The organism is Shewanella sp. NKUCC01_JLK, assembly GCF_019345615.1.
Lineage (GTDB): Bacteria > Pseudomonadota > Gammaproteobacteria > Enterobacterales > Shewanellaceae > Shewanella > Shewanella oncorhynchi.
Genome location: NZ_JAHKRD010000009.1, coordinates 191,487 through 217,508, shown reverse-complemented (window position 1 = coordinate 217,508; position 26,022 = coordinate 191,487). Strand labels below are relative to the sequence as shown.

Below are 26,022 nucleotides of genomic sequence, written 5' to 3'. Positions count from 1 at the left end.
CAGTTCCATATTTACACCGCTAATACGGGACAATTACCTGTTACACACATTTACACGAGTAAATAGCAGCGGTATATTTAGTGCTGATTATTAATTTACAATGCCATCTGAAATACCACTACCTATAACTAACAACATAAACAATGTTATTACTTTGTTAGCATAACAATTTATGTTTGAGAAGCATCATGAAATTACGCTTTGATAGCGTCCAGACAATGAGTAAACAGACAATATTATTGGCAGTTATTAGCACTTTACTAATACTCACTACAATCCCGTTTATCTGTAGGTCATTCTGGCTCGCACTTGTATTATTATGGTATGTTTTTTGTAGCTTTTAATTCTAAAGTCAATTAGAAAGCTGTCCAATCAAAAACTTTATTGCTTCAAATAGAGAATTTTCAGTCATTTATACATAAAATCAGCCTCACTACAAAACATTGCTTTTAATAGAGATTAGCTAAAAAGAGTTTTCGATGAAATATGCAAAGAAAATTTTATTTGTGACTATTAGAGCACATCTAATTTATACGGTAATATTTTTACCGAGTACTTTCGCAGAAAATATCAATTATAGTCATTATGGGCCACTTCGTGTGCATGCCCAATCACCTACACATGCGGGTAGCTTAACGCCTCTACTTCGTTCAGGATTTGCACTGCCTGAAGGGAAAAAAGAGATATACGGATCTGCAACAGTAGCAAGTGTATGGGCTGAAACTGACGATTACTATGCTGACTATTATCATAATTCTCTTAATGGTGGAATAAAGTGGCAACTCACTGAAAAATGGATGTTTGATACTAATTATAAGTGGAGTTTTAGTGGGGATAACCATCTTGACTCAGTCACTATCTGGTTTCATGATGCATTTGGTGTGGGTCAAAATGGCCGCGACAATACAATCAAAGACAAAAACCAAATATTTTCAAAGAATGGTATAAATCAACCTGATCTTTCTGGCGATACGCTAACGAATGCCCTAAATTTCTATTTAGAATATCAATTGCTTAGTGAGGATAATTATGGTCTATCAATAGGTGGCAGCTTATATTACAACCATGTTAATTCTGGCCCATTTGTAGATAACCGTTTTGAGCAAGCACTACAGCTGAATTATAGCTATACATCTGGAATGCATCATTTTTACTCCACAACAGGTATAAGCTTTAGACGAAATGATGAAAGTCTATCTGGAATAGACTATAAAGACCATGCTGTAATGTTATCTTTAGGTTATGAGTATTTAATGGGACGCCATGGTTGGCTTATTGAATTACATCATTATGAAGGTTTACTCAAAACAGATAATGACTTTTCAAAACCTTCCCACGAAGTATTTCTAGGCTATAGGTATTATCTGAATAACAGTGCAATTGAATTTACTATCGTCGAAAACCTACTCAACATGGACAACAGCACTGATATTGCTTTTTCTCTTGGGTACAGAGTCATGATTTAAAAATACCTTACTTTATCGCATGAATGCGATCAAAAAGCTTTTCTCTAATATCATGTTAACTCTTATGCTGAGTGAGCGGGTTATTAGGATTGGAGTTTTTTTAAAAGTGAAATGACTATTACGTGGGAGGTGAACCAGCGGCACAGGTCAGACTGATTCTGTGAGCCACTGGTATCTAAGGGATATTAGGAAAAAAACTCAAGCGAATAAACGCGATAATCAACTGAGTTAATCCAATAACAAACTAACGCAACAGGCGACTAAGACAATACGAGACTCATACTAAGACTAAGGCTTAGGATCTTTATCCTGTTCTTTGTCCTGCGCTTTATCAGAGAGTTGATGGCTAGCGGGTTTGATATCACTTGGATCGACTTTATGTTCAAAGTCTCCCTCAAACACATTACCGTCCTTTTTCACACTATCATCAAATGGTGCTTGGCCAAATGGGTCCTGTGGCTTAGGCCCAAAGGGACCTTGGCCTGCTTGAAAGCCACCGTGCATTGTGCCCTGTAAACCGGCAACAACCCGTAACTGCATGCGTTTGAACAACAAGGCTGCAATGGGGCGACGGGTTAATGGCGTCAAGAATAATAGGCCAATGGCATCGGTTACAAAACCGGGGATCACGAGCAAGATGCCCGCCATAGCTAACATCATGCCCTCGACAATTTCTTGCCCCGGTGCTTCACCACGGGCGAGTTTTTGTTGTACTTGCATTAAGGTGTTTAAGCCTTGGCTGCGAACCAGAGAGACCCCGAGCACGGCGGTAAACAGCACTAAACCTATGGTAGTCCAAGTGCCAAGCACTTCACCCACACGGATCAGCACCGACAGCTCTATTACTGGGATCAGCACAAAGAGTAAAAATATAATGAAAAACATACCGACCTCAGGTTTATCTGACTATCTCTGTAAACTAAATGGGGGTTATCCGGTCTTAATTCAAGTCAGGATAACCATTAGGACCAAGTAAGGGAGCAAAACACTGATATTTAGCTCACCCTTTTGTTAACCCGCTAATGTATGAGACCATTAAAACACGTAAAGTAGCCTAACTGAGTTGGCTTAAGCGAACTTTAAGATTCTTAAGAGACGATACCTAACACTATGCAGCATCAGTATTTAGTGGTTAGCACTACCTGCCCCGATGAAGTACAAGCCAATACTTTGGCCCGAGCTTTAATTGAGTCGCGTATTGCCGCTTGTGTTCAGATTTCCGCCCCGATACGTTCAATTTATGCTTGGGAAGGAAAAATCTGTGAAGAGCAAGAATTTAGCTTACAGATTAAATGTTTACAAAGTCGATATACAGAGTTAGAACAACTTGTGCTTAGGCTTCACCCTTATCAAGTACCCGAAATTATTGCCGTGCCAGTGACCCACGGGCTACCAGCCTACTTAGATTGGATAAAAGACAACACTCAGCCATGAAAAAACTACTCAGCCTTATTTTCACTTCTTTATTGCTTCTTGCGCCCTTAGCTCATAGTGAAGGAGTTTTCGGTACCAAATTCGACTTCATGAAGGGTGAGCCTGAATTGATGCCTGTCGATCAAGCATTTGCCTTCGATTCCAAGCAAGAAGGTAATCAGGTCAAACTCAATTGGGTGATTGCCGACGGTTACTATATGTACCGCGACAAGCTTAAATTTAGCGTCAATGGTGCCGAGTTAGGCACGGTCGCTCTACCAAAGGGAAAGCCCCATGAAGATGAGTATTTTGGTAAGCAAGAAGTCTATTATACCTATGTCGATATTCCCGTTGGTTTAAAACAGGCCGATGAAAATGCTACGCTCACAGTGACCTTTATGGGTTGTGCCGAAGGTAAATTGTGTTATCCACCGACCAAGCATGAAGTCGTTTTAAAGGCGATTGCAGCCAACGATGGCTTAATTGCAGGCGCCGAATCAACCACAACGACTGAGCAAACCAGCACAGAGCCAAGCACTGCCGATAAAGCCAATACGCAACCTATTACTCAGCAAGATACCCTGAGCCAAATGCTGTCGAACGACAGCTTAATTTGGACTTTAGTGATTTTCTTTGGTCTAGGTGTCGGTCTGGCATTAACGCCCTGCGTATTCCCTATGTATCCGATTTTGTCGGGTATTATTGTCGGCCAAGGGCAAAAACTCTCAACCGCAAAAGCCTTTACCTTGTCCATGGCTTACGTCCAAGGCATGGCAATCACTTACTCTATCTTAGGGTTAGTGGTTGCATCGGCGGGACTAAAATACCAAGCGGCATTACAACATCCTGCCGTATTAGTCGTACTCGCGATTTTGTTCTTTGTGCTCAGCTTATCTATGTTTGGCCTATACGATTTGAAACTGCCATCGAGCTGGCAGGAGAAGATGAACTCAGTCTCGAATAATCAAAAAGGTGGCAACTTAGTTGGCGTGTTCTTGATGGGCGTGATTTCTGGCCTTGTCGCATCACCTTGTACTACCGCGCCGCTGTCGGGTGCACTCGTTTATGTGGCCCAAACCGGCGACCTACTCCAAGGTTTCTTAGCCCTGTATGTACTCAGTATGGGTATGGGATTACCTCTACTGATTATCGGCACCTCAGGCGGTAAATTATTACCGAGAGCCGGCGCTTGGATGGATATCATCAAGACTATCTTCGGCTTCCTACTGATCGCTGTATCTATCGTGATGCTTGGCCGTATTTGGACAGGCGTAGTATCCGATGTGCTTTGGTCATTGTGGGGCGTAAGCTTCACCGGCTACTTGATGCATCAGAACAAACTCAGTGAATTTAACTGGAAACAAACTGTACGTTCAGTGCTATTAACGCTGGCGCTACTGGCGAGCTTCTCCTACGGATTCCAAGCTGTGATGGGACACTTTGGTTTTAATAACAATTCCGTAGGCACTGCGGCGACGACCGAAGAAGTCCATGGCTTTAAACGCATTAAATCGATTGAAGATCTTGAGCAAGAAATTGCAGCCGCTACCGCCCAAGGTAAGCCTGTGATGCTCGATCTGTACGCCGATTGGTGTGTTGCCTGTAAAGAGTTCGAAGCCATCACCTTTAAAGATACCGACGTGTTAGCCCGCATGAATAAAATCGTGCTGCTACAAGCGGATGTGACTAAGAGTGACAAGGTCGATGTGGCCTTACTCGAAAAATACAATGTGCTCGGTTTGCCTACGCTGTTGATGTTTAACGAACAAGGTGAGCAAAGGGAAGATTTACGTGTGACTGGTTTTATGGGCCCCAAAGATTTTGCAACCCATTTAGATCATCTCGTGAAATAGTGACGATTTAGGCTTAGACCAGCGGAGTGATTTAGTTCGCGCGTGTTTTAACAGCCAAGTGTATTTACCGCAACACCAATAAAAAGCGGACTTTTTTCATTAAAAGTCCGCTTTTTTATCCAAGTGTCATAGATTTCTTATACAATCACTTACAATTTTAGACTTTTTAGATTGGAGCATCATGGAACCAGGCATCCTCATTATTACACTCATCTGCGGCATGCTCGTCAGCCGTATAGGACTCCCTCCGCTCATCGGCTACTTAGTGGCAGGCTTTGTACTGTTCATCTTAGGAATAGATAAAGAAAGCCTGCCATTACTGCAAGAACTCGCCAGCCTAGGCGTCACTTTACTGTTATTCGCCATAGGGTTAAAACTCGATATTCGTAGCCTGTTCAAGGCCGAAGTATGGGCGGGTTCGAGTGTGCACTTAGTGCTCTCGATAGTGATTTTTGTGCCGATTCTGAAACTCTTCGGCTTACTAGGTTTAAGCCAACTCACGAGTCTTAACCTTGAGCAACTGACGTTAATTGCCTTCGCATTAAGCTTCTCCAGCACCGTATTTGCGGTCAAAGTGTTAGAAGATAAAGGCGACGTGCAATCCCTCTACGGCCGGGTCGCTATTGGTATCTTGATTATGCAGGATATCTTCGCCGTACTGTTTTTAACCATTTCTAAAGGCGATGTACCTTCGGTATGGGCCTTTGCATTACTCTTACTGCCACTAGCTAAACCGCTCATCTATAAAGCGTTCGACCGTGTCGGCCACGGTGAACTCTTAGTGCTCTTCGGCCTAGTTATGGCACTCGTGGTTGGCGCTTGGTTATTTGAATCTGTTGGTTTAAAACCCGATCTCGGCGCACTGATTATCGGTATCTTGTTGGCGGGCCACAAAAAATCCTCCGAGCTGGCAAAATCCCTGTTCTATTTTAAAGAACTCTTCCTCGTTGCCTTCTTCTTAACCATAGGGCTCAACGGCTTACCTACGGTATCGGATATCGTACTCGCAGCGCTATTGGTGTTGTTAGTGCCACTTAAAATCCTGCTATTTGTTTACATTCTGACTCGCTTTAAACTGCGTTCACGTACCTCTATGTTGGGCTCATTTAACCTAGGTAACTTCAGTGAATTCGGTTTGATCGTCGCCGCAGTAGCCACCTATAAAGGTTGGTTACCTCCTGAGTGGCTAGTGATCATCGCCGTGGCATTAAGTTTTAGTTTTTTACTCGCCGCGCCACTTAACGCCACCGTCGGTAATATCTACCAGCGATTCCAGCAGCGTTTAATCAAGCTCGAAAAACGCCCGTTACACCCAGAAGACAGACCCATCGCCATTGGCAATCCACGCTTTTTAATCTTAGGCATGGGCCGTATTGGTAGCGGTGCCTATGATGAACTCAGGGAACAATTTGACGGCGAAATTCTCGGTATTGAACACAAGCAAGACTTAGTCGACTTACATAAAACAAAGGGTCGCAATGTAGTGCAAGGTGACGCCTCAGATACCGACTTTTGGGAGAAACTCGACAGAGCACCTAATCTTGAACTGGTACTGCTAGCCATGCCGCACCACGCGGGAAATATGTTTGCAGTTGAGCAACTAAAAAAACTGAATTATCAAGGCAAAATCAGTGCAATTGTGCAGTACAGTGACGATGCAGCGGCGCTTCGAGAATCGGGGGTACACAGTGTGTACAACCTGTACGAAGCCGCGGGTGCCGGTTTTGTGGATCATGTTATTTACGAGCTATTGCAAAACTCGGAGAAAAACACAGTTCCAGCGGAAGATACAGTACAAGTGCCTGATCCTAAACTTAATGTGGAGCCACGTAGTTAAGTGCATGCTAATGCTGCATTAAATTAAAATCACGCCATAACAGGTCGCACAAACGAGCAGTAACATCCTCTGCCAGTTTGTGCGGCATCCAACTAAATGCTGACTAATCTTTACAAATCAATTAACTAGATAAAACACTCAATACGCTATTTTGCCTCCTCATCCCAGTATCGATTTACTCATTGCAGCCTATCGCCATTTCAGCAAAAAATCTCAGTTACATCACTGACTCAGTCGTGATATAAATCGATGACGGTAACGAAATTAGCTCAGCTTTTTTGGAATTTTTTACAGCATGTCAAACCCTGCGCAACGCGCCACGAAGTTATTTGTCCAAACCTTTGGCACTAAAGCCGACGATTTATATCAAGCCCCAGGGCGCGTCAATCTGATCGGTGAATACACGGATTACAACGACGGTTTTGTACTCCCGGCAGCCATTAATTTTCATACAGTGATTGCGGTAAAACGCCGTGACGATACTAAGTTTCGAGCCGTCGCCGATGCGTTTCCCGGACAAATTAAAGAGTGGGTTTTCGGCCAAGAAAACGACATGGACCCGCAAGATGGCTGGGTGAATTACCTCAAAGGTTTTACTGCGGCTATGGCGCAAACAGGTTTATTAGCCAAGGGCTTAGACTTAGCCATTGTGGGCGATGTGCCACTTGCCGCAGGTCTTTCATCTTCGGGCGCACTCGTTGTCGCCTTCGGTACTGCCATTAGTGATACCAGCCAACTGCATTTATCCCCAATGGCAGTGGCGCAACTCGCACAACGCGGCGAGCACAGGTATGTTGAGTCGGCCTGTGGCATCATGGATCAAATGTGCAGCGCCATGGGTGAACAAGACCATGCACTCCTGATTGACTGCTTAGATCTCGATAGCGAAGCCATTCCCATTCCAGAAAACCTAAGCCTTATCATCATAGATGCCCATATCGAGAAACAACGCTTAGCCGCGACCAACGAACAACGTCGCACTGAGTGTGCACAAGCGGCAGAGTACTTTGGCTTAGATGCACTGCGTCACCTCGATTTACGCCAACTAGAAAGCGCAAAGGCCGATTTAGATGAAGTGCTATACCGCCGAGCGAAACACGTCGTCACTGAGAACCAAAGAACTCAAAATGCTGCCCGCGCCCTAGAGCAAAATAACATCCAAAAATTCAGTCGTTTAATGGCAGAATCCCATGCCTCTCTGCGTGATGATTTTGAAGTCACACTGCCCGAATTTGATACTTTAGTTGAAATTGTCAGCCAAGTGATTGGCGAGCGGGGCGGCATCCGCATGACCGACGGCTGCGTGGTCGCCTTGGTCGACCATGAACTGACTGACGCTGTTGTTGCCGCCGTTGAACATGAATTCTTCGAAAAAACCGCCATCGATGCCACAGTGTATTTATGTTCCGCCAGCGCTGGCGCAGGGCGCATAGATAACTAGCCAGAACAGGCAATTTGCTAGAACAAGCACTTAGCCGCACTTAAATCAAAGAAAACCTAATAGAATGACTACACCGTCGATAACATACGAATTCATCACTGAACTTTATGCTGTTGATGGCAAATAATAGGGTTAACATACTCATTTAACACAATAAGCAGTGAGCATATTCAACACAGAGGGAAGCTAAATGGTACGTTTCAGTGTTTTGGATCCTTGGACCGATCCCCGCGGCGGTGAAATCGAACGGGTTCGGATCGACAATGGCATACTCGCATTAGAAGTCATCAGCTTAGGCGGTATTATCCGCGCTCTGTGGACCCCTGATAAACACGGCGAACGTGCCAATATCGTTTTAGGTTGTGATAGCGCCGAAGATTACTTGACCCAATCGGCTCATTTAGGTGCCATTGCAGGCCGCTTTGCAAATCGCATCGCTAACGGCAAAATGCACTATCAAGGTCATGATTATCAATTAGATGTAAACCAAGCGACTAACTGTTTACACGGCGGCCGTGAAGGGTTTAATCGTAAAAACTGGCAACTAGGTCAACTCCCCGATGGTGTGCGTTTGACCTTAATGAGCCCAGATGGCGACATGGGTTTCCCCGGTAATTGCACAGTTCAGCTGGATTACCGCCTCGCAGGCAATAATTTGTACGTAGAAATCTTAGCCTCCGTCGATAAAGCCTGTCCCGTAAGCCTCACCCAACACAGTTATTTCAACCTCGATGGCACAGAGACCAATCATAAGCATCTGATGCAAATCGATGCCAAGCGCTATCTCACCATGAATGATGTCAGTGTTCCCACTGGGATTGCCGATACAACTGGGTCGATTTTCGATTTAAGTCAACCAATACGCTTAGGTGACAAGCTGCATGCCGCTGAACTCGCAAGCACTCGCGGTTATGATCACTGTTATATGATGAATAATCCCGATGGCTCACTCGCCCGTTTTGGCTGTTTAAGCAGCCCCATTAGCGGTCGTGCTATGACGGTTTATACTAATCAACCGAGTGTGCAGCTGTACTGTGCTAATTTTTTAAATGGCACAGTAGGTCGCAATCAACAGGTATTAAATCAACATCATGCTGTGTGTTTAGAGCCGCAGATGCTGCCAGACTCACCGAACCAAGGCGAGCGCTTTGGTGATGACGTTTGGTTAATGCCAGGCAAGGTTTATCACCACATCAGTCGTTATCAGTTCGATACCGATGCGTAGCAATTCGCAATAAAAAATTGAGAAAACGAGGAAAAACGCGGTTTAGCAGAAGGGAATAAATAAAGCGATAAGGAATAAAATAAACACTACTTTATTCCTTACACTCACAGTGTTAGCCCTTAGGCCGACACTGTGTTAATCATCAAAATCATCGCCCCAATCATCGTCAAAATCCACGCCAACGGCATCAGATTCGACTTCTGGTTCAACTTCAGGCTTAGCCTTACGTACAGGCGCAGTTTCCTTCACGTTGTTCAAGTCAATGCGAGCTTGATGTTTACTCATAAATTGAGATCTTGCCGCCTTCCATGCACCACCAAACTTAGCCTCAGCAGCTTTTAACGCAGCCTCATCTAAGTCGTATAGGTTCACTTTGACTATATCTTCCACATACTCAATGATCGCATCGCGATCGGTATTGTATAGGTAGATACGTCCTGGGGAGGCATCGGGCAGCTGGTTGTCATGGACGACAATCGCGTTGCCTTTCGATGTTCTCAGCTCACCATACCAAACCTGTTTCTTTGCTGTGTTATACATATATGCTAATACCCTTAAATCAACACATACACCATGAGTTTTTTAGCCTGAATAAGCGAAGCATCGCTTGCTTTGATCCACGAATAGCGCCTGAAAGTCTCTGACGTTTTCAACTGGGTATTTTTACAGAATATTTCCGATAATCAATGCCTCATACCATGAAATTTTCACTAATTACGTATTAATTTCTGCCAAAGTACCCAAAAAGTTTAATCATTAACGACTTTAGTCTAAAAAATCGACGCGGCAAGTTTTATTCCCAAGAAAAAGCAATCATATCTATGGTGTTTGATGAGTCATCAACGTTAACAATTCGAGGTTGCTGTAAAGTTAACCATCAAGGTTATCCATGAAGATTTAATTACAGCGCTACAAACTCATATTTACCGAACAATGACTAAGCCACTATGATGTCAGAATGTCTTCTAGATTGACTCGAATGGCAGCGACTTAAAGCAAATATGTCGCTGCAAAACCAAGTATGCCTAGCTCAAATGACAGTCAGTATTACTTTGCCCCTGTGCTCACCCGACTCCATCAAAGCATGGGCTTTAGCGGCCTGTGCGAATGGAAAGGTTGCAAAAATATTGGGGACAATTTTATGGGCGTTTAACAACGGCCAAACTTTCTCCAATAATTCAACGGCAATGGCGGCTTTGGCCTCCACGCTCTGCGGTCTTAGGGTCGACCCTGTCCACATGATACGTTTTGCCATCAGGCGGAAAATCTCAACCTCGGCCTTAGGCCCCCGTTGCATAGCTACCGACACCATACGCCCGTCCATCGCTAAGGCTTGTAAGTCGAGATTGATAAAATCACCACCCGCGATATCAAATACCACGTTTACGCCCTTATCTTGAGTGAGTGCCATCACAGGTTCAACAAAGTTTTGAGTACGATAGTTGATGACTTCAGCGGCGCCAAGGCTCAAGCAATAATCGCGCTTCTCATCCTGTCCCGTCGTCGCTATCACTTTTGAACCCAGCGCACTGGCTAACTGAATAGCCGTACTACCAATGCCACCTGAGCCACCGTGGATCAGTACCGTCTCGCCCGCTTTAAGTCCCGCACGCATAAACAGGTTACCCCATACGGTGAAGAAGGTTTCTGGCAGCGCAGCTGCCTGCACATAGCTAAAGCCCGTTGGAATAGGCAAACAATGGGCCGCATAGGTAAGCACATACTCGCCATAACCGCCGCCCGGCACTAAGGCGCATACCTTATCGCCAACTTGCCATTGGCTCACGCCGTCACCGAGGGCACAAATATCCCCAGCAACCTCAAGACCAATAATCGGTGATGCACCCGGTGGCGGTGGATACGCGCCCACCCTTTGTTTAACATCGGGGCCATTCACTCCTGCTGCATGCACGCGGATCAACACTTGTCCCGCCGCAGGGACAGGCAAAGGTGAGCGCGATAGCCGCATCACCTCGGGCGCCCCAGGTTGCTCAACATGAATATGGGTGTACTCGCTTGGTAAAGCTGACATAAAAGCTCCTGTGAGAATGGCACCAACCTAATAGCAGATTGCTATGCTTAAACGGTTCGTTTGCTAAACCTTAATGCGGCTAAGCTAGCGCAATTTCAAGCCAAATAGCCACAGTTATTCCATTCTATATTCCATCGCACTCAATCAAGCGACTGACGTTAACCATTTGAACTGAAAGCTGAACCTAAGCTGAACCTAAGCTGAACAGAAAAGATGTATCAAAAAAATATTATGACAAATACTAGATATATTAAAAACTTACAGCCATTATTCTGAGGCATTATTTGCTGGCTGCGATGTTTGTCGCGCTATTGTTATCACGCAAATAATCCAATGAGGTTTGATGCAAGTCTGTGTTAAATGCATCAAATAACGCCCAAGGAAGATCTGCTTTGCAGACTAGATAACTACGGATACACAATGAAAAACACACTACTCTTCGCAGCAATTAGCTTAGCGATTGCAACTCCCGTTCTTGCCCATAACACTCATGCAAGCCCCCCATTAGGCAACAACACACCAAACAGTTCACCAGCTCAACCCGTCCCGCCACCGCCCTCTGCACCGATTAGCTTAATTGAATCACATAGACCGCTACTGCGGGAGACGCCATTGATGGCATCCCCCAATGATCCGACGATGACAGAGCAGCCTAAGATTCATTCACGCCAAAAACGTCAGATAGAGGTCTCGGAGCAACCCCCACTTAAGTTGCAGAATCGTAGCGCCGCGATGCAAGTCAGCGACTGCAGTGACTTTGTTGGGAAATCAGGTCAGGCACTAGTCAATGAACTGAGCCAATCGACACCCGAATGCGTCGGTAAGCTCTATAGCCTCAAAGGCAGTGCTGCGACCGCGCTATTTAGCGAGGCCAATGTGATCAGTGTGGCTAATGCCATTGCCGCTAAAGCCAAGGACTACACTGGGGTCGATGTTCAGCATCTTGAGTCCCATATTTACTTTGTCCGCGCCGCCCTCTATGTGCAGTTTTACAGCCCAAATGATGTGCCCGCTTACAGCAGCGCCGCTAAGGCCAGCTTAAAATCAGCCCTCAACGCTTTATTTGCGAACGCTGCGATTTGGACAGTCTCCGATGCTAATGCTGGCGTGTTGAAAGAAGCCTTAATCCTGATTGACTCAGCCGAGCTCGGAGCCGATTTCAATCATGTCACTATCAAAGTGCTTACGGACTATGATGCTAATTGGCAAGCCAGCTTCGCCATGAACGCCGCAGCCAACTCAGTGTTTACCACCTTATTCCGCGCTCAATGGAATGATGACATGCAGGCGCTGTTCGCGCGTGACCAAAGCATTTTAGATGCGCTGAATAACTTCCAACTCGAACATCGCGACTTGTTAGGCACCAATGCAGAGTACCTTTTGGTCAATTCAGTTAAAGAGTTGTCTAGGCTGTATTACATTGATGCCATGCGCCCGCGAGTGACCCAGCTGGTCAAAAACATCCTCAGTAGCACCAGCAAAACCGAACCGAGCAAAGTGCTTTGGTACGCGGCGGCAGAAATGGCCGACTATTACGATCGCAGCCATTGTAATGATTACAATATCTGTGGTTTTAAGGCGCAGTTAGAGGCCGATGCCTTACCTTTCAACTGGAAATGCTCCGACAGCCTTAAGATCCGCGCCCAAGATCTCTATCAAGATCAAGCCAAATGGGCCTGTGATGTGCTGACCAGCCAAGAAAGTTATTTCCACAGTAAACTCGAAACGGGTATGCAACCTGTGGGGCAGGATAACAACGATGACTTAGAGCTAGTGATCTTCGGCAGTTCGTCTGAGTATAAATCCTTAGCCAACAGTATATTTGGTATCAGTACCGACAATGGCGGCATGTATTTAGAAGGCTCACCCGCCGGACTCAAAAATCAGGCACGTTTTATCGCCTATGAAGCCGAATGGCGCACGCCGGATTTCCACGTCTGGAACCTGCAACACGAATACGTACACTACCTCGATGGACGCTATAACCTGTTTGGTGACTTTAGTCGTGGCACTTCGGCCAATACCATTTGGTGGATTGAAGGCCTCGCAGAATACATCTCTTACCGTGACGCAAACCCTGCGGCAATTGCCATGGGCGAAACCGGTGAGTATATGTTATCGACCATCTTCAAAAACAACTATGAATCTGGCCAAGACCGCATCTATCGCTGGGGCTATCTGGCGGTGCGTTTCATGTTTGAACACCACAGGGACGATGTGAGACAGATTCTGGCCTACCTACGCAACGATCAATATACAGAATATAAAGCCTTTATGGATAATATCGGCACACGTTACGATAACGAATGGCAGGGTTGGCTCGCCAGTGGTTTAAGCACTGCTGACGATGGCATAGTCGATAAGGGCCCGAGTGATGTCGACGCTGAGCCCAGTGGCCGCGAAGGCAACTGGACAGGACCAGCGGGCACAATCAGTAAGGATTACTCGCCTTGCCAAGTGACTAACGAAGCCTACCGTTACACAGAATCGGCCAGCCTGAAAATTGATGTGCCGATGGAATGTATCGATTCAAAACTCGGCCGCGCCAGTTTCAGCTTCACCAATACCGATCGCACAGCCCAAGAGCTTTGGATCAAGATTGGCGGCGGTTGGGGGGATGCCGACATTTATTTCGATTCTAGAGGCTGGGCAAGCCCTGAGCAAAACCAAGGGGCTGGTATCGGTAATGGTAATTATCAAGTGATTAAGGTGCAGTTAAACCCTGACGAGTATTGGCACTACATTACCTTATCGGGGGACTTTGGCGGTGTCGATATGCAAGTCAGCACCACTGAGCTATTTGCTGATATCGACCCCGATCTGGGGGATGGCGGCGTGGATCCTGAGCCACCAGCCAATTGCGGTGCAGTAACCTTAGATTACGGTAAGCTCACCCTAGGCAAAAATGAGTGCATCAGTGGCGGGCGTAACAGCTTCTACTTCTGGGTTGAGGAAGATAATACCCAGTTCACTGTCACCACTAAGGGCGGCTCTGGGGATGCCAATATTTACTTCAATGCCAGTCAGTGGGCCGACGCAGATAATGCCGATGCAAAGAGCGCTCAAGCAGGAAATCAAGAGTCGCTTAGCTTCAGCGCCAATCGTGGCTGGCGTTATATCACGATTGATACTGCCACTGAGTTTAGCGGCGTAACACTGACCTTAAGCACAGGCACGGGTAACACACCCGATCCGGTGCTCATTGCCAACGCCTGCGCGACGCAATCACCCTTAAGTTATGGTGAGCTCAGTGCTGGCAAAGCCATTTGCACCGCCGATGGGCGCAACGATTATTACCTTTGGGTACCAGAGGGAACGAATCAGCTAAGCATCAACTCCGCCCACGGCAGTGGTGATGTTAGCCTGTTTTCGGGGACGACTTGGGCGAATGCTCAACACTTCGATGCAGCCTCTGTAACACCCGCCAACACGCGGGAAAGCATCACAGTCAATGCACCAAACGTGGGTTGGTATTACATCACAGTGCAAAGTGAGCCTCAGAGTTCAGGTGTCGCACTGCAGGTTGATTTACACTAGTTTGATGACTCGCATCGCTTTAGTAAGCAGTTTTAGCCATTACGCATAAATCAAGCATTTGAATAAATAGCAAAATCCCTGCTTCGGCAGGGATTTTTATTGAAGATAAACTGAATAAGCAACACTGACGTCACAGAGTCTTTGGCGACAATACGTTATTAGCGCATCCCTTCAAGTACTTGCACTCTCTCCTTGGCCCTTGCTGCATAGTCGTTTGAAAACCGCTCTGCCATTTCAATGCTCTGCTGATAAAGCGTTAACGCTGCTTTAGCATCGGCCGGTCCACCCTCGCCTTTATCTAACAGGGTTGCGAACTGGAAGTAAGCATTGCCTAGAATATCCGCCTGCAAGCCTTGTTTGGCACCCAAGGTTGTCACTTTTTCTAACCAGTATCTAGCGTTAACCGTATCTCTATAAGGTTCCAATAGCAGGATATTGGCAAGTTCAGCGGCGGCGTAAAGATCTCGCTCGGCGGCAATGATCCAAAACTCCTCGCTCTGCTCAAAATCCTCTTTAAAGTAGTAATAGGTTTCGGCAGCATCTCGCGCTAAATCAGGTTGAGCTTTAACGCTTTGGCGATAATTTTCCAATGCCGTTGTAGCATTAAAATAGGGCGAACAAGATAACACTTGATAAAACGCCATCAGACTTCTTGCCTCCGGCAACCCTTGGTCAACTAGCTGATTTAACTGCTGCCATGCTTGCGTTTCACGGACCTTATCCGCACCAGTATTAACCAAGCCACGCTCGATAACCGATAAAGGTAAACGGATTAACTCAAGCTTTGCCGCGTTATCGCCAAAGCTCGCGGCGCGCTCCAGCCAATAGATCTTTTCATCGGCACGCCCCGCGTAACCCGCTTGATCTCGCATCCAATGCAGCGCCTCAATATCACCAGCTTCAGCGGCTTCACGGTAATATTTCTGTGCCTTAATTTTATCCTTGGGTAAGGCGTGCCCAAGCTCATAGATACGTGCTAACAATCGTTTATCAGCAGCCTTTGAACTCTGAGCTAACGTCTTGATTTGTGATTCAGGTTTACCATAGGCATACAATTTCACATCACCGTTAGCATAAGTATATTGAGTACCATCGGGATAATTCACCTCAACCGTATCAGGCTGATACCAAACATTGACCTCATACTGTTCGGCAATCTGTGGATTAAAATTCACCCGCATTACGTCCTCATCACCGCGACGAACCGCTTGAGTATATGGACTAGCCCATAGGCTAGAAATTTGCTGCAAACTACTTTTCAGCCTAGCCTCGAAGGGTTTGTCTTCCTTAGGAGAATGAATAAATACTGGATAGTAAACTGGTGCTAAAGATAATGGCGTAGTCGCAAGCAACGAATTATCCGCCTCGCTACCCGCATAAATAGGATCGATATTAAGTTCATGACTTAAATAAAAATCATCGTGGGGTGACACTTGAGTCGGCAACGTAGTTTGGCTAGCAACTTGTGCCGCATCCACAACAGAAGTGCGCTGCAACTTAGCAAGGTATTGTTGTTTAAGTGCTTTAGCCCTTTGCCACAACGGATGGTTCGGCAGTATTGTCACATCGAGCATTAAATCCTCAAGCCGCCACTGACAATCGCCGCCACCATTCAAAGCTAAGGGCAGCGAAAATTCACTCGCTTTGCTACCACTGCTAATCACTTGTCGCAGCACTGAGGTTTCTTCGAATGTCGCGCGGTAGGGATTAGCAATATCACCACTGGGAAAACGGATTTCCTTTCGAGTACAAACAGATGAGACGTAATAACCGACAAGTTCTAATTGCGTATTAGCAGGTAAGACACCGACGAACTCGAAACGCGGACTGTCTACAGATGCAGTCACTTGATTGACGGGCAACTCACTACGAAATAAGGAATCCCAAAAAGAGGCCATGACGGGAGAGGCAAACATCAATCCAGCCGAGCAAGCCAAATATAAAAAAGCCCTATGAAAGCAATGTAACAAACTCATAATGCCAGCTCTCCGTCGCTGATGAGGCAAATCCACTCGCACTTAAACACTCGCTTAAATACAACAAAGATCATTAAGTTATCGACAAAAAATTAAGCCAACGCGTTTAGCCGTTCGCTTAAATCATAACGTATTTACAGGCAAGTTGAACCCATGCCTCTCAGTCTAGGCTCGATAAACCCCAGCGCATAAAACTCAACTTAAGCACTTCGCAGTCTAGCAAGCACATCCTTGGCCTTCAATTCCGCCATAGCGACATAGGCCACAGGCACTACAAATAACGAGAAGAAAGTGCCCGCTAACAGACCTCCGACTAAGACTAAACCTATGTTAGCTAACCCTAACGAGCCCGGTCCCGATGCCAAGGCTAAAGGAATCGCACTTAAAATCATGGTTAAAGACGTCATTAGAATCGGTCTTAAACGAGATTTGGCACTGCTTCGCGCCGCCTCAATCGCACTCAAACCTTGGTCTTGTTGCTTATTGGCAAACTCCACCAGCAAGATACCGTGTTTAGTCACTAGCCCCACTAAGGTTAATAAACCAATCTGCGAATAGATATTCACACTCTGGCCAAACAAGGCTAAGGTCAATAACGCACCGACAATACACAAGGGCACTGTCAGTAAGATAATTAAGGGATCGACAAAACTTTCGAACTGCGCAGCCAAAATCAAATAGATAAACACCAATGCCAGCAAGAATAGCGACTGAGTGCCCGCCTGCGAATCCATAAGATCCTTCACCACACCATTGTATTTAAAGCCTTGGGCATCATTAAGCAATGTCGGCAATTGTTCATCTAAGTAGGTTTTGATTTCATCAGTTGAATAACCGGGCATAATATCTGCCGTCAATTCAGCGCTATCAAGACCCATAAACGTCTTAATGTTAGATTCTGCCGTGGTCTGTTTAATCGACACAAATTGCGACAATGGCAGTGCTTGCCCAGATTCTGAAGTGACATACAGCTTATTCAACACTTTAAAATCACTCAGTTTGTCTAAGTTTACTTGCACTTGAATAGGATAAGTAAAACCATCGGTAGCATGTAAGTCCGCCGCCTTCACTGAGCCAAGAAAGGTAGAAAGTGCATTAGTGACATCACCATAACTCACACCTGAGAGGATAATGGCGTTGCGATCGATAGACAGATCGTAGCGTAGTTGGTCCCTAAGCACTGAGTTGCCCACGTTATTCAGGCCAGGATAATCCTCGAGTAATTTTTGCACTTTGGCGGCGGTTTCGCTGAGTTCGTCCTTATTCCGATCTAAGGTCGTCAGCTCTAAACGCAAGTTATTGGCAATATTGAGGTTATTTGCTGAGCGAATGCTAAACGACATGTTATAGGCAGAAACGTTTTCCTTTGATGTTGTAATCAAGTCGCTGATCACATCATCTATACCCTCACTGCGCTCACCCCAAGGTTTGAGTAGCACATGGTTCACAGGTTCTCCCTCGATATAGGACAAGTTAGCCCCAACCGCGGGATGCTCGTCCATCACGCCATTAAGCTCAGCATTGTGATTGAGATGATACTGCCGACCGACACCGGTAGGGCCATTAGACGCCACATCGATAAAGCCAGAGTCCTCCGCAGGCAAGAGTATTTTGGGTAATTGCCAGTAAGCAATACCCGCAAGACCCACCAAAACCACAGCCACACCAAACATCAAGCGCTTGCGGAAAAACCACTTATTCAGCTCATTGATATACAAATGATTTAACTGCTGCAGCGCATTCTCGACTCGGCTAAACCATTTAGGGTGTTGCTCAGTGGTATTGATAAGATAAGCGCTCATCATAGGCGACAAAGTTAACGCCACCACGCCAGAGATCATCACGGCCGCTGCTAAGGTAAAGGAGAATTGCCGAAACAGATCGGCGGTTAAGCCTGACATTAATCCGATCGGCAGATACACGGCGGCGAGCGTTAATGTCATGGCAATGATCGGGAAAATGATCTCCTGACAGCCTTTAATCGCCGCATTGAAAGGCGTTTCACCGTTTTCAATATGGCGATAACAGTTCTCGACCACCACAATGGCATCATCCACCACCAGGCCAATGGCCAAAATAATCGCCAGAATAGTCAACACATTGATACTAAATCCGAGCGCCGACATCACAGCAAACACCCCAATCACGCACACGGGAATGGTAATAATGGGGATCGATGCCGCCCGCAGGCTACCCAAAAATAACACCACAATCAGCGAAACTAAGATCACTGCTTCAATCAACGCAGAAAACCCTTCGTCGATGGAGGCTTCAATAAAATCAGCTTGGTTGTAGGCCAAGTTCATTTCTAAGCCTTGGGGTAAATGTTTTTGCATGCGTGCAATTTCGGCTTTAATGTTCGAAGCCACTGTCACTGGGTTAGCGTTGCTCAGCGGTAAAATCTGCAATGACATTGCACTATGTCCACCGATAGACAACATACTCGGCGACAGACTTTCCTCGCCCATCACCACATCGGCGACATCGGACACGCGGATGATCTTACCCTCGCTGACCTTAATCACCAGATCCTTCACGTCTTCAAGCGTTTCAACTTGATTCAAAGGGTTAATCGAGAAATCCCGCGACTTACCTTTGATCGCACCCGAGGTAAAACTGGCATTGTAAGAGCCTAACGTGCCCACCACATCGGCAGCTTTAATATTCAACGCCTTCATTTGTTCAGGATTGAGCCAGACTCTGACCGCCTTTTGTGAGCCGCCATAGGGCCCCCAAACAGCACCAACGCCTTGAACTTGTTTGAGTTGCGGTACTAACTGCTGGCTAATGTAGTCGTACATAGCCTGCTTTTCCATGCCACCCGCGTTCACAAAGGTGATGATATTACTGGCCGAATCCGTGGCCGAGGTATCGTCGGTGACTGTGGGCTTATCTATCATGCTCTGGGGGAAATCGTTAATCCCTTCGACGCTGCTACGCAACTTGTTCATTAAGTTGGTGTATTCAATATCGCTGGTGTCATCATTGAATTTAATCGTTAATGAGCAACGCCCCTCGCTACAGTCGGTCGACATAGTATCGACTTTATCTATGCCCGAAGCCGCAGCAATCAACTTATCGGCCACGTTGCTCGACATAAAATCGGCGCTCGCCCCTGCAATCGATGCATTCACAGATGCCGAGTGGGTGGTATGCTCAGGGAAGTATTGGATATCGAGTTTTTGAAAGGCAATCAAGCCCAGTAACACAGCCATAATACTGAGTACGGAGGCGAAGATAGGATGACGAATACAGACTTCGGGTAAACGCATTATTCAGCCACCTCAATATTGGGAGTAGCGCCTGAATCAGCACCTTTGTCAGCACTTGATGTTGCCGCTTTATCTGCAGTGTTTCTATCCTGCACGACTTTGATCTTGCTATCGGACTTGAGGTTTTGCATACCCGTTTTAACGACTAAATCGCCTTCGGCTAAACCCTCAGTCACGACGGCATAACCGTCATTCGTATTTTGAGCGAGTTTAACCACTTGCTTTACTACGCTATCGCCCTGCACTAGCCAGACAAAACGTTCATCGTTATTGGCAATAATCGAATTTTGCGGCACTAATAGACGTTTAATCCCTAGACTATAGAACTGCTTGATGTTGGCGAACATGCCAGGAGCAAGCTTAAACTCAGGGTTTTCAAGGGCGGCATGCACTTCAACCCGTCCTGAGCTTTCATCTACCGCTGGGGCAACATAGTTAACTAACCCTTTGAATACCTTATTACCATAGGCCTCAACAGTCACATTCACCTTTTGGCCCTTTTGCGCCTTGCCTAAATCCTTCTGACTGATGGCATAACGCACTTCGACCGGATTTAAACTATAGAGGGTGACTAAGGCCGTACCAGCACCAATTTGACTGCCGATAGACTGACTAAAGCTGGTCAACTGACCATCGAAGGGAGCCTTGATCAGGTAATCGTTCATGGTTGCTTGTTTCTGGCGAAAATCCGCATCGGCCAGATTCACATTTTCCCGTAGCTCATCCACATCTTGCTTAGCAAGCGCAAAGGGTTCTTTAATCAGTAAGTCTTCGATACGCTCCAGCTTAGTTTTAGCCAGTGCTAAGGTGCTCTTTGCTTTGTCTAAATCAGCCTTGGCTTTAATGTTGTCCTGCTCGGCAATCACTTGGCCTTTAGTCACTTTGTCGCCGTTACTAAAATGAATCGCGCTAATTTTTTCGCTAGCATTAAAGTTCAGCGTGGCTGAATCGATAGCGTTGATTTTACCGACTTCATTCACTACATCGGCAAAGGACGTTTCTTTAACGGCCTCGACCGTCACAGGGATGATGTCGACCTTGTCCGCCGACATCACGGCCATAGGGGCTAAAGCGAAAACACTCGCCAGTAGAAACGGCAAAGGCGCGAATAAGGGCGCCTTTGGGAGATGATGGGGATGGCTTTTTAATGAAATATCGCATGCACTGCGTGCTTGTTCAGTTACTCTTTGTATAAACAGCGTTCGTGTAAACATAGTATGCAAACCTATCGTTCTTACTATTCAACGGACATCCTATCCGACAACAGCAAACCGGATTGAACCCAAAACTAATACCAAGTCCCCCCAAAGTGCCTGTTTCAGCAATTTGAGGTTATTTGGGTATACAGCCTATAGGCTTAATCCCAGTCAGTGCCAGTAAAAACTCGGTTACACAACCAAACAAAACAATAACTTAACGATAAACTTAATAGTGAGCACTTAAATCACACAAACAACCATAAAACACAGCAAACTTGAAACAAGTGTAGAGCCAGCCGGTTAGCAAGCCACTATTTACCTTTTAGCAGGGCTCCGATGGCCTTTTTCACGTCTGCAAAACAGGGGCGCTGAGCCACATCTAACTGCATGCACTCATCTTTAATCGCACTCAACTGTGTGTAGTACAGAGGGCTAATCGAGGCACTCACATAGGCCGATGCATCCACATAGGCCAACAGATCTTCAATCAAGCAACCAAGCGCCCGCACTTCAATAGCTTCTATCGCTAAGCGTTCTGCTGTCGATAGATTGCGTAAGTTTGATGCCGCACCAAAATCCCCAAACAATAAGCTCATCTGTTGATTAACCATAATATTATGGGCGTAGACATCACCATGACTTACTTGTTTGGCATGCATGTGCGCCATTGCATCGGCCAACTGGTGTGTGATTTTGGCGACTTCATCAAGGCGAAATTCGCTACCGTCTTTAAAGGTATCGCGAGTGCAGGTGACAAGACTTGGTGGTAGCCCTAAGTTACTAAACCCTGGCGGAATTAGTTCCATTACTAAACCCAATTGATCTTTTTGGCTAATATGCGCCACGACCTTAATAAGGCTGGGATGATCACCCGTTGTGAGACAGCAATCTAACTCGTCAGCGGGATAACCATCGCTCGTCACTTCACCCTTAAAGAGTTTTACCGCAATCTGCGCCGACCCCGTCGCGGCTATCATGGCTTGATTCAACCAATCGCCTCGATAAATGACCCCTGAAGCCCCTTCGCCAAGCTTCTCAGCCAACTTGATATCACCCAGAGTCACATTCGCCACTGTGGCCACATCGGCGTGGGGATCGACTAAGGTATGGCTAAATGGATTTCCCGCAAAGGCGAGCCAAGTCAGTTTGGGCAAACTGAGTAACCAAGCTGGCAGTGCGTGGAGTTGATTGGCCGATAAACGCACTAACTCTAAGTTGCGGCAATTGGCCATCGACTCGGGCAAGGTTGTTAAACGGTTACCCGCTAAAGCTAATTTTTGCAGACGATGTAAATCGCCCATGGCCGCAGGCAACGTCTCAATGAGGTTATCGGTTAGGATGAGCCAGCGGGTTTGCAGCGGTAATGCCGCAGCAGTCACTGTTTTGATTTGATTGGCCTTAAAGCCAATCATCTCTAAATTTGTGCAGCGCCCTAATGCCTCAGGCAAATGTTCAAAGCGATTATTCGAGGCGAAAATTATCTTTAAATGCGATAAGCGGTGTAAATCCTCGGGCAAAGTGCTCAGTTGATTATTCGATAAATCGAGGATTTCGAGGGTATCGGCTAAATCAAAAATCTCCCGCGGGAACTCGGTTAAATCCTCAACCAATTGTAAACGTGTGATCCCTTGTAACTGCCCTGCCCTTAACTGCGCTAACGTCTGCACTTTGCTACCCAAGTTAATGAAAAATCGCGGCTATGGTAGCGTATAAATCGACAAAGCTAAACGCAGGATCAGCAATCAAAGGGCGGCACAATCGGCCTTAAGACAACTTTGATACAATAGGTAAAACTTGGGGGAGCTATCCAGAAACTCGAAAACAGATTAGCATGTGCACCAATATGGAATGCCCAGTCAACTCATCACAGGACAATCATGCGGACACATTTTCGCCAAACGCACTCTTTTACAGTGCTTATGCTTGCCATGCTAATGGCCCTACTGAGCGGTTGCGCTACAACATCAGCAAGCCCATCAACCACTGAATTCAATGCCACAGCAATTGATGTCAGTAATGATAACGACCACTCGCCACAACAGCATCAAACACCACCCGAAGTGGTTGAGCAGTACAGCGATGTATGGGAAAAGATCCAACACGCCAATACCATTGACGTCCATGATGATGCCGAAGTACGTAAACAGCGTAACTTTTTCGATGATAAACAAAAATTTATGAATCAGGTTGGCGATCGCGCCGAGCCATTCTTGTATTACATAGTCAGCAAGCTCGAAGCGCGTAACATGCCATTAGAATTGGCGTTATTGCCCATAGTCGAAAGTGGCTATAACCCTTTAGCACAAGCTAACGGCCCCGCAGGACTGTGGCAAATGATCCCTGCTACTGGACGTAATTTTGGCTTAACAGTGAATTCTGCCTACGATGGCCGTAAAGATGCGCTGGCCTCAACCGATGCAGTGCTTGACTATCTACAGCACCTATACGAAACCTTAGACAAAGACTGGATCAACGCCGTCGCCGCCTACAATACTGGTGAGCTAGTGATCAAAGCCGCCATTGATAAAAACAAAGCCAAGGGCAAACCTACGGACTTTTGGTCACTGGGCATCCCCGCTAAGCGAGTACAAACAGTCCCTAAGTGGCTGGCATTTATTCAGATTATTCGAAATCCCAACCACTACGGTTTAAAAGTCCCCCCTATTGCTAACCGCCCTTTCTTGGAAAGAGTGCCAGCACCTAATGGCGTAGATATTGGCCAGATTGCTAATGCAGCAGGGCTCAGCAAAGCAGAATTTAAAACCTATAACCCAGGCTTTCGCCAAGGTGTAATCCCCAGCAAAGGCAAATATCAAATCGCCTTACCGCTGGAAAACATAGGTCATTATCAGGAAAATCAAGACAAGCTCTACGCTCAAAAACGCTATGACAGCCAAAGCTATATCGTCAAATCTGGCGACAGCCTAGGCACAATCGCAGCCAAGTTTGATATGTCAGTGAAAGCATTAAAACAGGCCAACAATCTGACATCTGACCGCCTAAAAATCGGCCAAGAGCTCACACTGTTAACGCCAATGGCGGGCAATGATAATGAGCTTGAACCCACTAAAACCAAGGCGAAGACAGATAAAAAAGTGAGCAATAAGTCGTCGACCAAAGCTAAAGCAACTACCTCAACATCGGCCGATAAATCTGCAATAAAAGCGACCACTTACAAGGTGAAATCAGGTGATTCGCTGGATAAAATCGCCCGTAAGAATAAGGTTAAACTGGCTGACTTAATGAAGTGGAACCAGCTCAATGGCAAAAGCATTATTAAGCCAGGCCAAGAACTGAAAATTTCCGAATAACGATTGTAGTTTGAACGGCAAAAAGCCCAACAAAGCGCGGTTCCAAAGCGCTGTGTTGGGCTTGTTTCTATCCCAATATCAGAGTTAACCGCCACAGCTCAGCGTTACTACTCAGTTGACCTAACCAATACTCCCGGACAATCATTCCAAAACAAACCATTCTAATTGCACGCCATTATTTTGTGTCTTTCTTCGCTAAACCAAGGGGATACAATTGCTGCTTAAACATGCCAACAGGCATGTAATCGCCCACGACACCATATTGCTCTGGCCACTCTTTCTGACCTCGAACTGCAGTCCCAAATAGGTAATCTAAAAAAGAAAAATGGGCAGCATAGTTACGGTCGATTGCCGCCTTATCGGAAGCATGGTGCCAATGGTGGAATTGCGGACTGACAATTAAGTAACGTAGCCAGCCAAAGTTAACCTGCACATTGGCATGATTAAAGACCGCCTGCACGCCAACGATAATCACATAAATACTGATGATGTCTTTGGAGAATCCCAAGATAAAAATCGGCGTGAGCACTAAACAACGGGTAGCAATCAACTCAAACATATGTTGCCTTGAACCAGCCAACCAATCTAAATGTTTCGCGCTATGGTGCACCGAATGGAAGCGCCACAGGAAAGGAATTTCATGGTAGGCACGGTGCGCCGCATATTGCATTAAATCGGCGACCAATAAAATCAACAACAGTTGCAACGCAAAGGGAAGATCCGCGATAAAGCTTTGCACTGTGCTGGAAATAGCCCAAGAAAAGGTCGACTGCACAAATTGGTTTGCCACCAATAATACAAATCCAATCGCTAAGTGATTCACCAAAAAATGGTTTAAATCCCCTTGCCACTCGGGTCTCAATATTGCTTGTTCTGGTTTATGGGGTAGCCATTTCTCGATAAAAATGAAAATTAAGGTTGAGCCTAATAAGTCTAAAATAAACCAATCTAAACCCAGTGAGACCTTATGATTAGCAAAAGGCTCGACCTCAACTTGATGACCACCAAAGGCAATCGCTAAACTCACAAATACCCAAGCCACAAAGCCGAAACGCTTATTTTTATTTCGAATAAAATTCAATAAACCTAAACTGCCCGACACCACTAAGGCGACAAATATTAAGCTGCGAATAACATCGACATTATAGCTTTGGCGTAATTCTGGAGTGGTGAGATATTCGGGAAAATGAAACGCCAATACACCCAGAAACGATAATATCGCTAACATACACGCTATAGTGCCGCTAATACTGCCCTCACCAATTTGGAAATGGCCGTCTTTAAATCCTTTACTCATCACAGTGAACTCCTTTTCCTATATTGCTCGCGTTATTCATACCACAGCTTATTCACACCACAGCACCACAGCACCACAGCAATGCTCGGCTTAATTTTTGCCGATCAGCCTACATTAACCCCGCAGCCACAATCAATAAAAAGTGAATGCTAAGACAATAATG

Annotated in this window: 16 protein-coding genes; 8 read left to right on the top strand and 8 right to left on the bottom strand. The window is 45.9% G+C overall.

What is annotated here, in order from left to right; genetic code table 11:
* Positions 1-479 precede the first annotated feature (479 nt).
* Positions 480-1,466 carry a DUF3187 family protein gene (locus tag KO537_RS11770; protein ID WP_251071088.1) on the top strand — a complete coding sequence of 329 codons (987 nt, stop codon included), beginning with the start codon at positions 480-482 and terminating at the stop codon, positions 1,464-1,466.
* 288 nt (positions 1,467-1,754) lie between these two features.
* Here KO537_RS11770 and KO537_RS11765 read toward each other — a convergent pair whose 3' ends face one another.
* Complete coding sequence (locus KO537_RS11765; RefSeq protein WP_105251362.1) at positions 1,755-2,351, bottom strand: FxsA family protein; 597 nt, start codon at positions 2,349-2,351, stop codon at positions 1,755-1,757.
* A 225-nt stretch (positions 2,352-2,576) separates the two neighbouring features.
* Here KO537_RS11765 and cutA point away from each other — a divergent pair, with 225 nt between their 5' ends.
* The 5 genes from cutA to KO537_RS11740 all read left to right on the top strand — a co-directional run bounded on the left by cutA (position 2,577) and on the right by KO537_RS11740 (position 9,235).
* On the top strand, positions 2,577-2,900 hold the full coding sequence (gene cutA / locus KO537_RS11760) for a divalent-cation tolerance protein CutA (protein ID WP_113940010.1): 324 nt from the start codon (positions 2,577-2,579) through the stop codon (positions 2,898-2,900).
* Positions 2,897-4,732, top strand: a complete 1,836-nt coding sequence (locus tag KO537_RS11755) for a protein-disulfide reductase DsbD (protein ID WP_219234540.1) — start codon at positions 2,897-2,899, stop codon at positions 4,730-4,732. The genes cutA and KO537_RS11755 overlap by 4 nt, the downstream gene beginning before the upstream one ends.
* A 181-nt stretch (positions 4,733-4,913) precedes the next feature.
* Positions 4,914-6,569 (top strand): cation:proton antiporter family protein, encoded by a 1,656-nt coding sequence (locus KO537_RS11750; protein ID WP_173246987.1) that lies wholly within the window; start codon positions 4,914-4,916, stop codon positions 6,567-6,569.
* Positions 6,570-6,864: 295 nt separating this feature from the next.
* Positions 6,865-8,010, top strand: coding sequence for a galactokinase (galK, locus tag KO537_RS11745; RefSeq protein ID WP_028761840.1), 1,146 nt, complete (start codon positions 6,865-6,867; stop codon positions 8,008-8,010).
* 190 nt (positions 8,011-8,200) lie between these two features.
* The gene (locus KO537_RS11740) at positions 8,201-9,235 is read left to right on the top strand and encodes an aldose epimerase family protein (RefSeq protein WP_219234539.1); all 1,035 of its coding nucleotides are present in this window, start codon (positions 8,201-8,203) and stop codon (positions 9,233-9,235) included.
* Positions 9,236-9,370: 135 nt separating this feature from the next.
* On the opposite strand, the gene KO537_RS11735 is transcribed toward KO537_RS11740, so the two are convergent.
* Both KO537_RS11735 and KO537_RS11730 read right to left on the bottom strand, forming a co-directional pair.
* Positions 9,371-9,775: a hypothetical protein gene (locus tag KO537_RS11735; RefSeq protein WP_105251357.1), complete on the bottom strand. Its 405-nt coding sequence runs from the start codon at positions 9,773-9,775 to the stop codon at positions 9,371-9,373.
* 490 nt (positions 9,776-10,265) lie between these two features.
* Positions 10,266-11,267, bottom strand: a complete 1,002-nt coding sequence (locus tag KO537_RS11730) for an NAD(P)H-quinone oxidoreductase (protein ID WP_219234538.1) — start codon at positions 11,265-11,267, stop codon at positions 10,266-10,268.
* Positions 11,268-11,687: 420 nt separating this feature from the next.
* On the opposite strand from KO537_RS11730, the gene KO537_RS11725 reads away from it, so the two are divergent.
* On the top strand, positions 11,688-14,804 hold the full coding sequence (locus tag KO537_RS11725) for a M9 family metallopeptidase (RefSeq protein ID WP_219234537.1): 3,117 nt from the start codon (positions 11,688-11,690) through the stop codon (positions 14,802-14,804).
* Between the two features lie 158 nt (positions 14,805-14,962).
* Here KO537_RS11725 and KO537_RS11720 read toward each other — a convergent pair whose 3' ends face one another.
* The 4 genes from KO537_RS11720 to KO537_RS11705 form a co-directional block, all read right to left on the bottom strand.
* Positions 14,963-16,780 carry a sel1 repeat family protein gene (locus KO537_RS11720; RefSeq protein WP_219234536.1) on the bottom strand — a complete coding sequence of 606 codons (1,818 nt, stop codon included), beginning with the start codon at positions 16,778-16,780 and terminating at the stop codon, positions 14,963-14,965.
* Positions 16,781-16,980: 200 nt separating this feature from the next.
* A complete protein-coding gene (locus tag KO537_RS11715; protein ID WP_219234535.1) occupies positions 16,981-20,052 on the bottom strand; it encodes an efflux RND transporter permease subunit in 3,072 nt (1,023 codons plus the stop codon).
* Positions 20,052-21,266 carry an efflux RND transporter periplasmic adaptor subunit gene (locus tag KO537_RS11710; RefSeq protein WP_219234534.1) on the bottom strand — a complete coding sequence of 405 codons (1,215 nt, stop codon included), beginning with the start codon at positions 21,264-21,266 and terminating at the stop codon, positions 20,052-20,054. Before KO537_RS11710 ends, KO537_RS11715 begins: the two co-directional genes overlap by 1 nt.
* Positions 21,267-21,562: 296 nt before the next feature.
* Positions 21,563-22,918, bottom strand: coding sequence for a leucine-rich repeat-containing protein kinase family protein (locus KO537_RS11705; protein ID WP_219234533.1), 1,356 nt, complete (start codon positions 22,916-22,918; stop codon positions 21,563-21,565).
* Between the two features lie 210 nt (positions 22,919-23,128).
* Between KO537_RS11705 and KO537_RS11700 the strand changes: the two genes are divergently transcribed.
* Positions 23,129-24,562, top strand: a complete 1,434-nt coding sequence (locus KO537_RS11700; RefSeq protein WP_219234532.1) for a LysM peptidoglycan-binding domain-containing protein — start codon at positions 23,129-23,131, stop codon at positions 24,560-24,562.
* 175 nt (positions 24,563-24,737) lie between these two features.
* On the opposite strand, the gene KO537_RS11695 is transcribed toward KO537_RS11700, so the two are convergent.
* Positions 24,738-25,859, bottom strand: a complete 1,122-nt coding sequence (locus KO537_RS11695; RefSeq protein WP_105251349.1) for a sterol desaturase family protein — start codon at positions 25,857-25,859, stop codon at positions 24,738-24,740.
* Positions 25,860-26,022 lie beyond the last annotated feature (163 nt).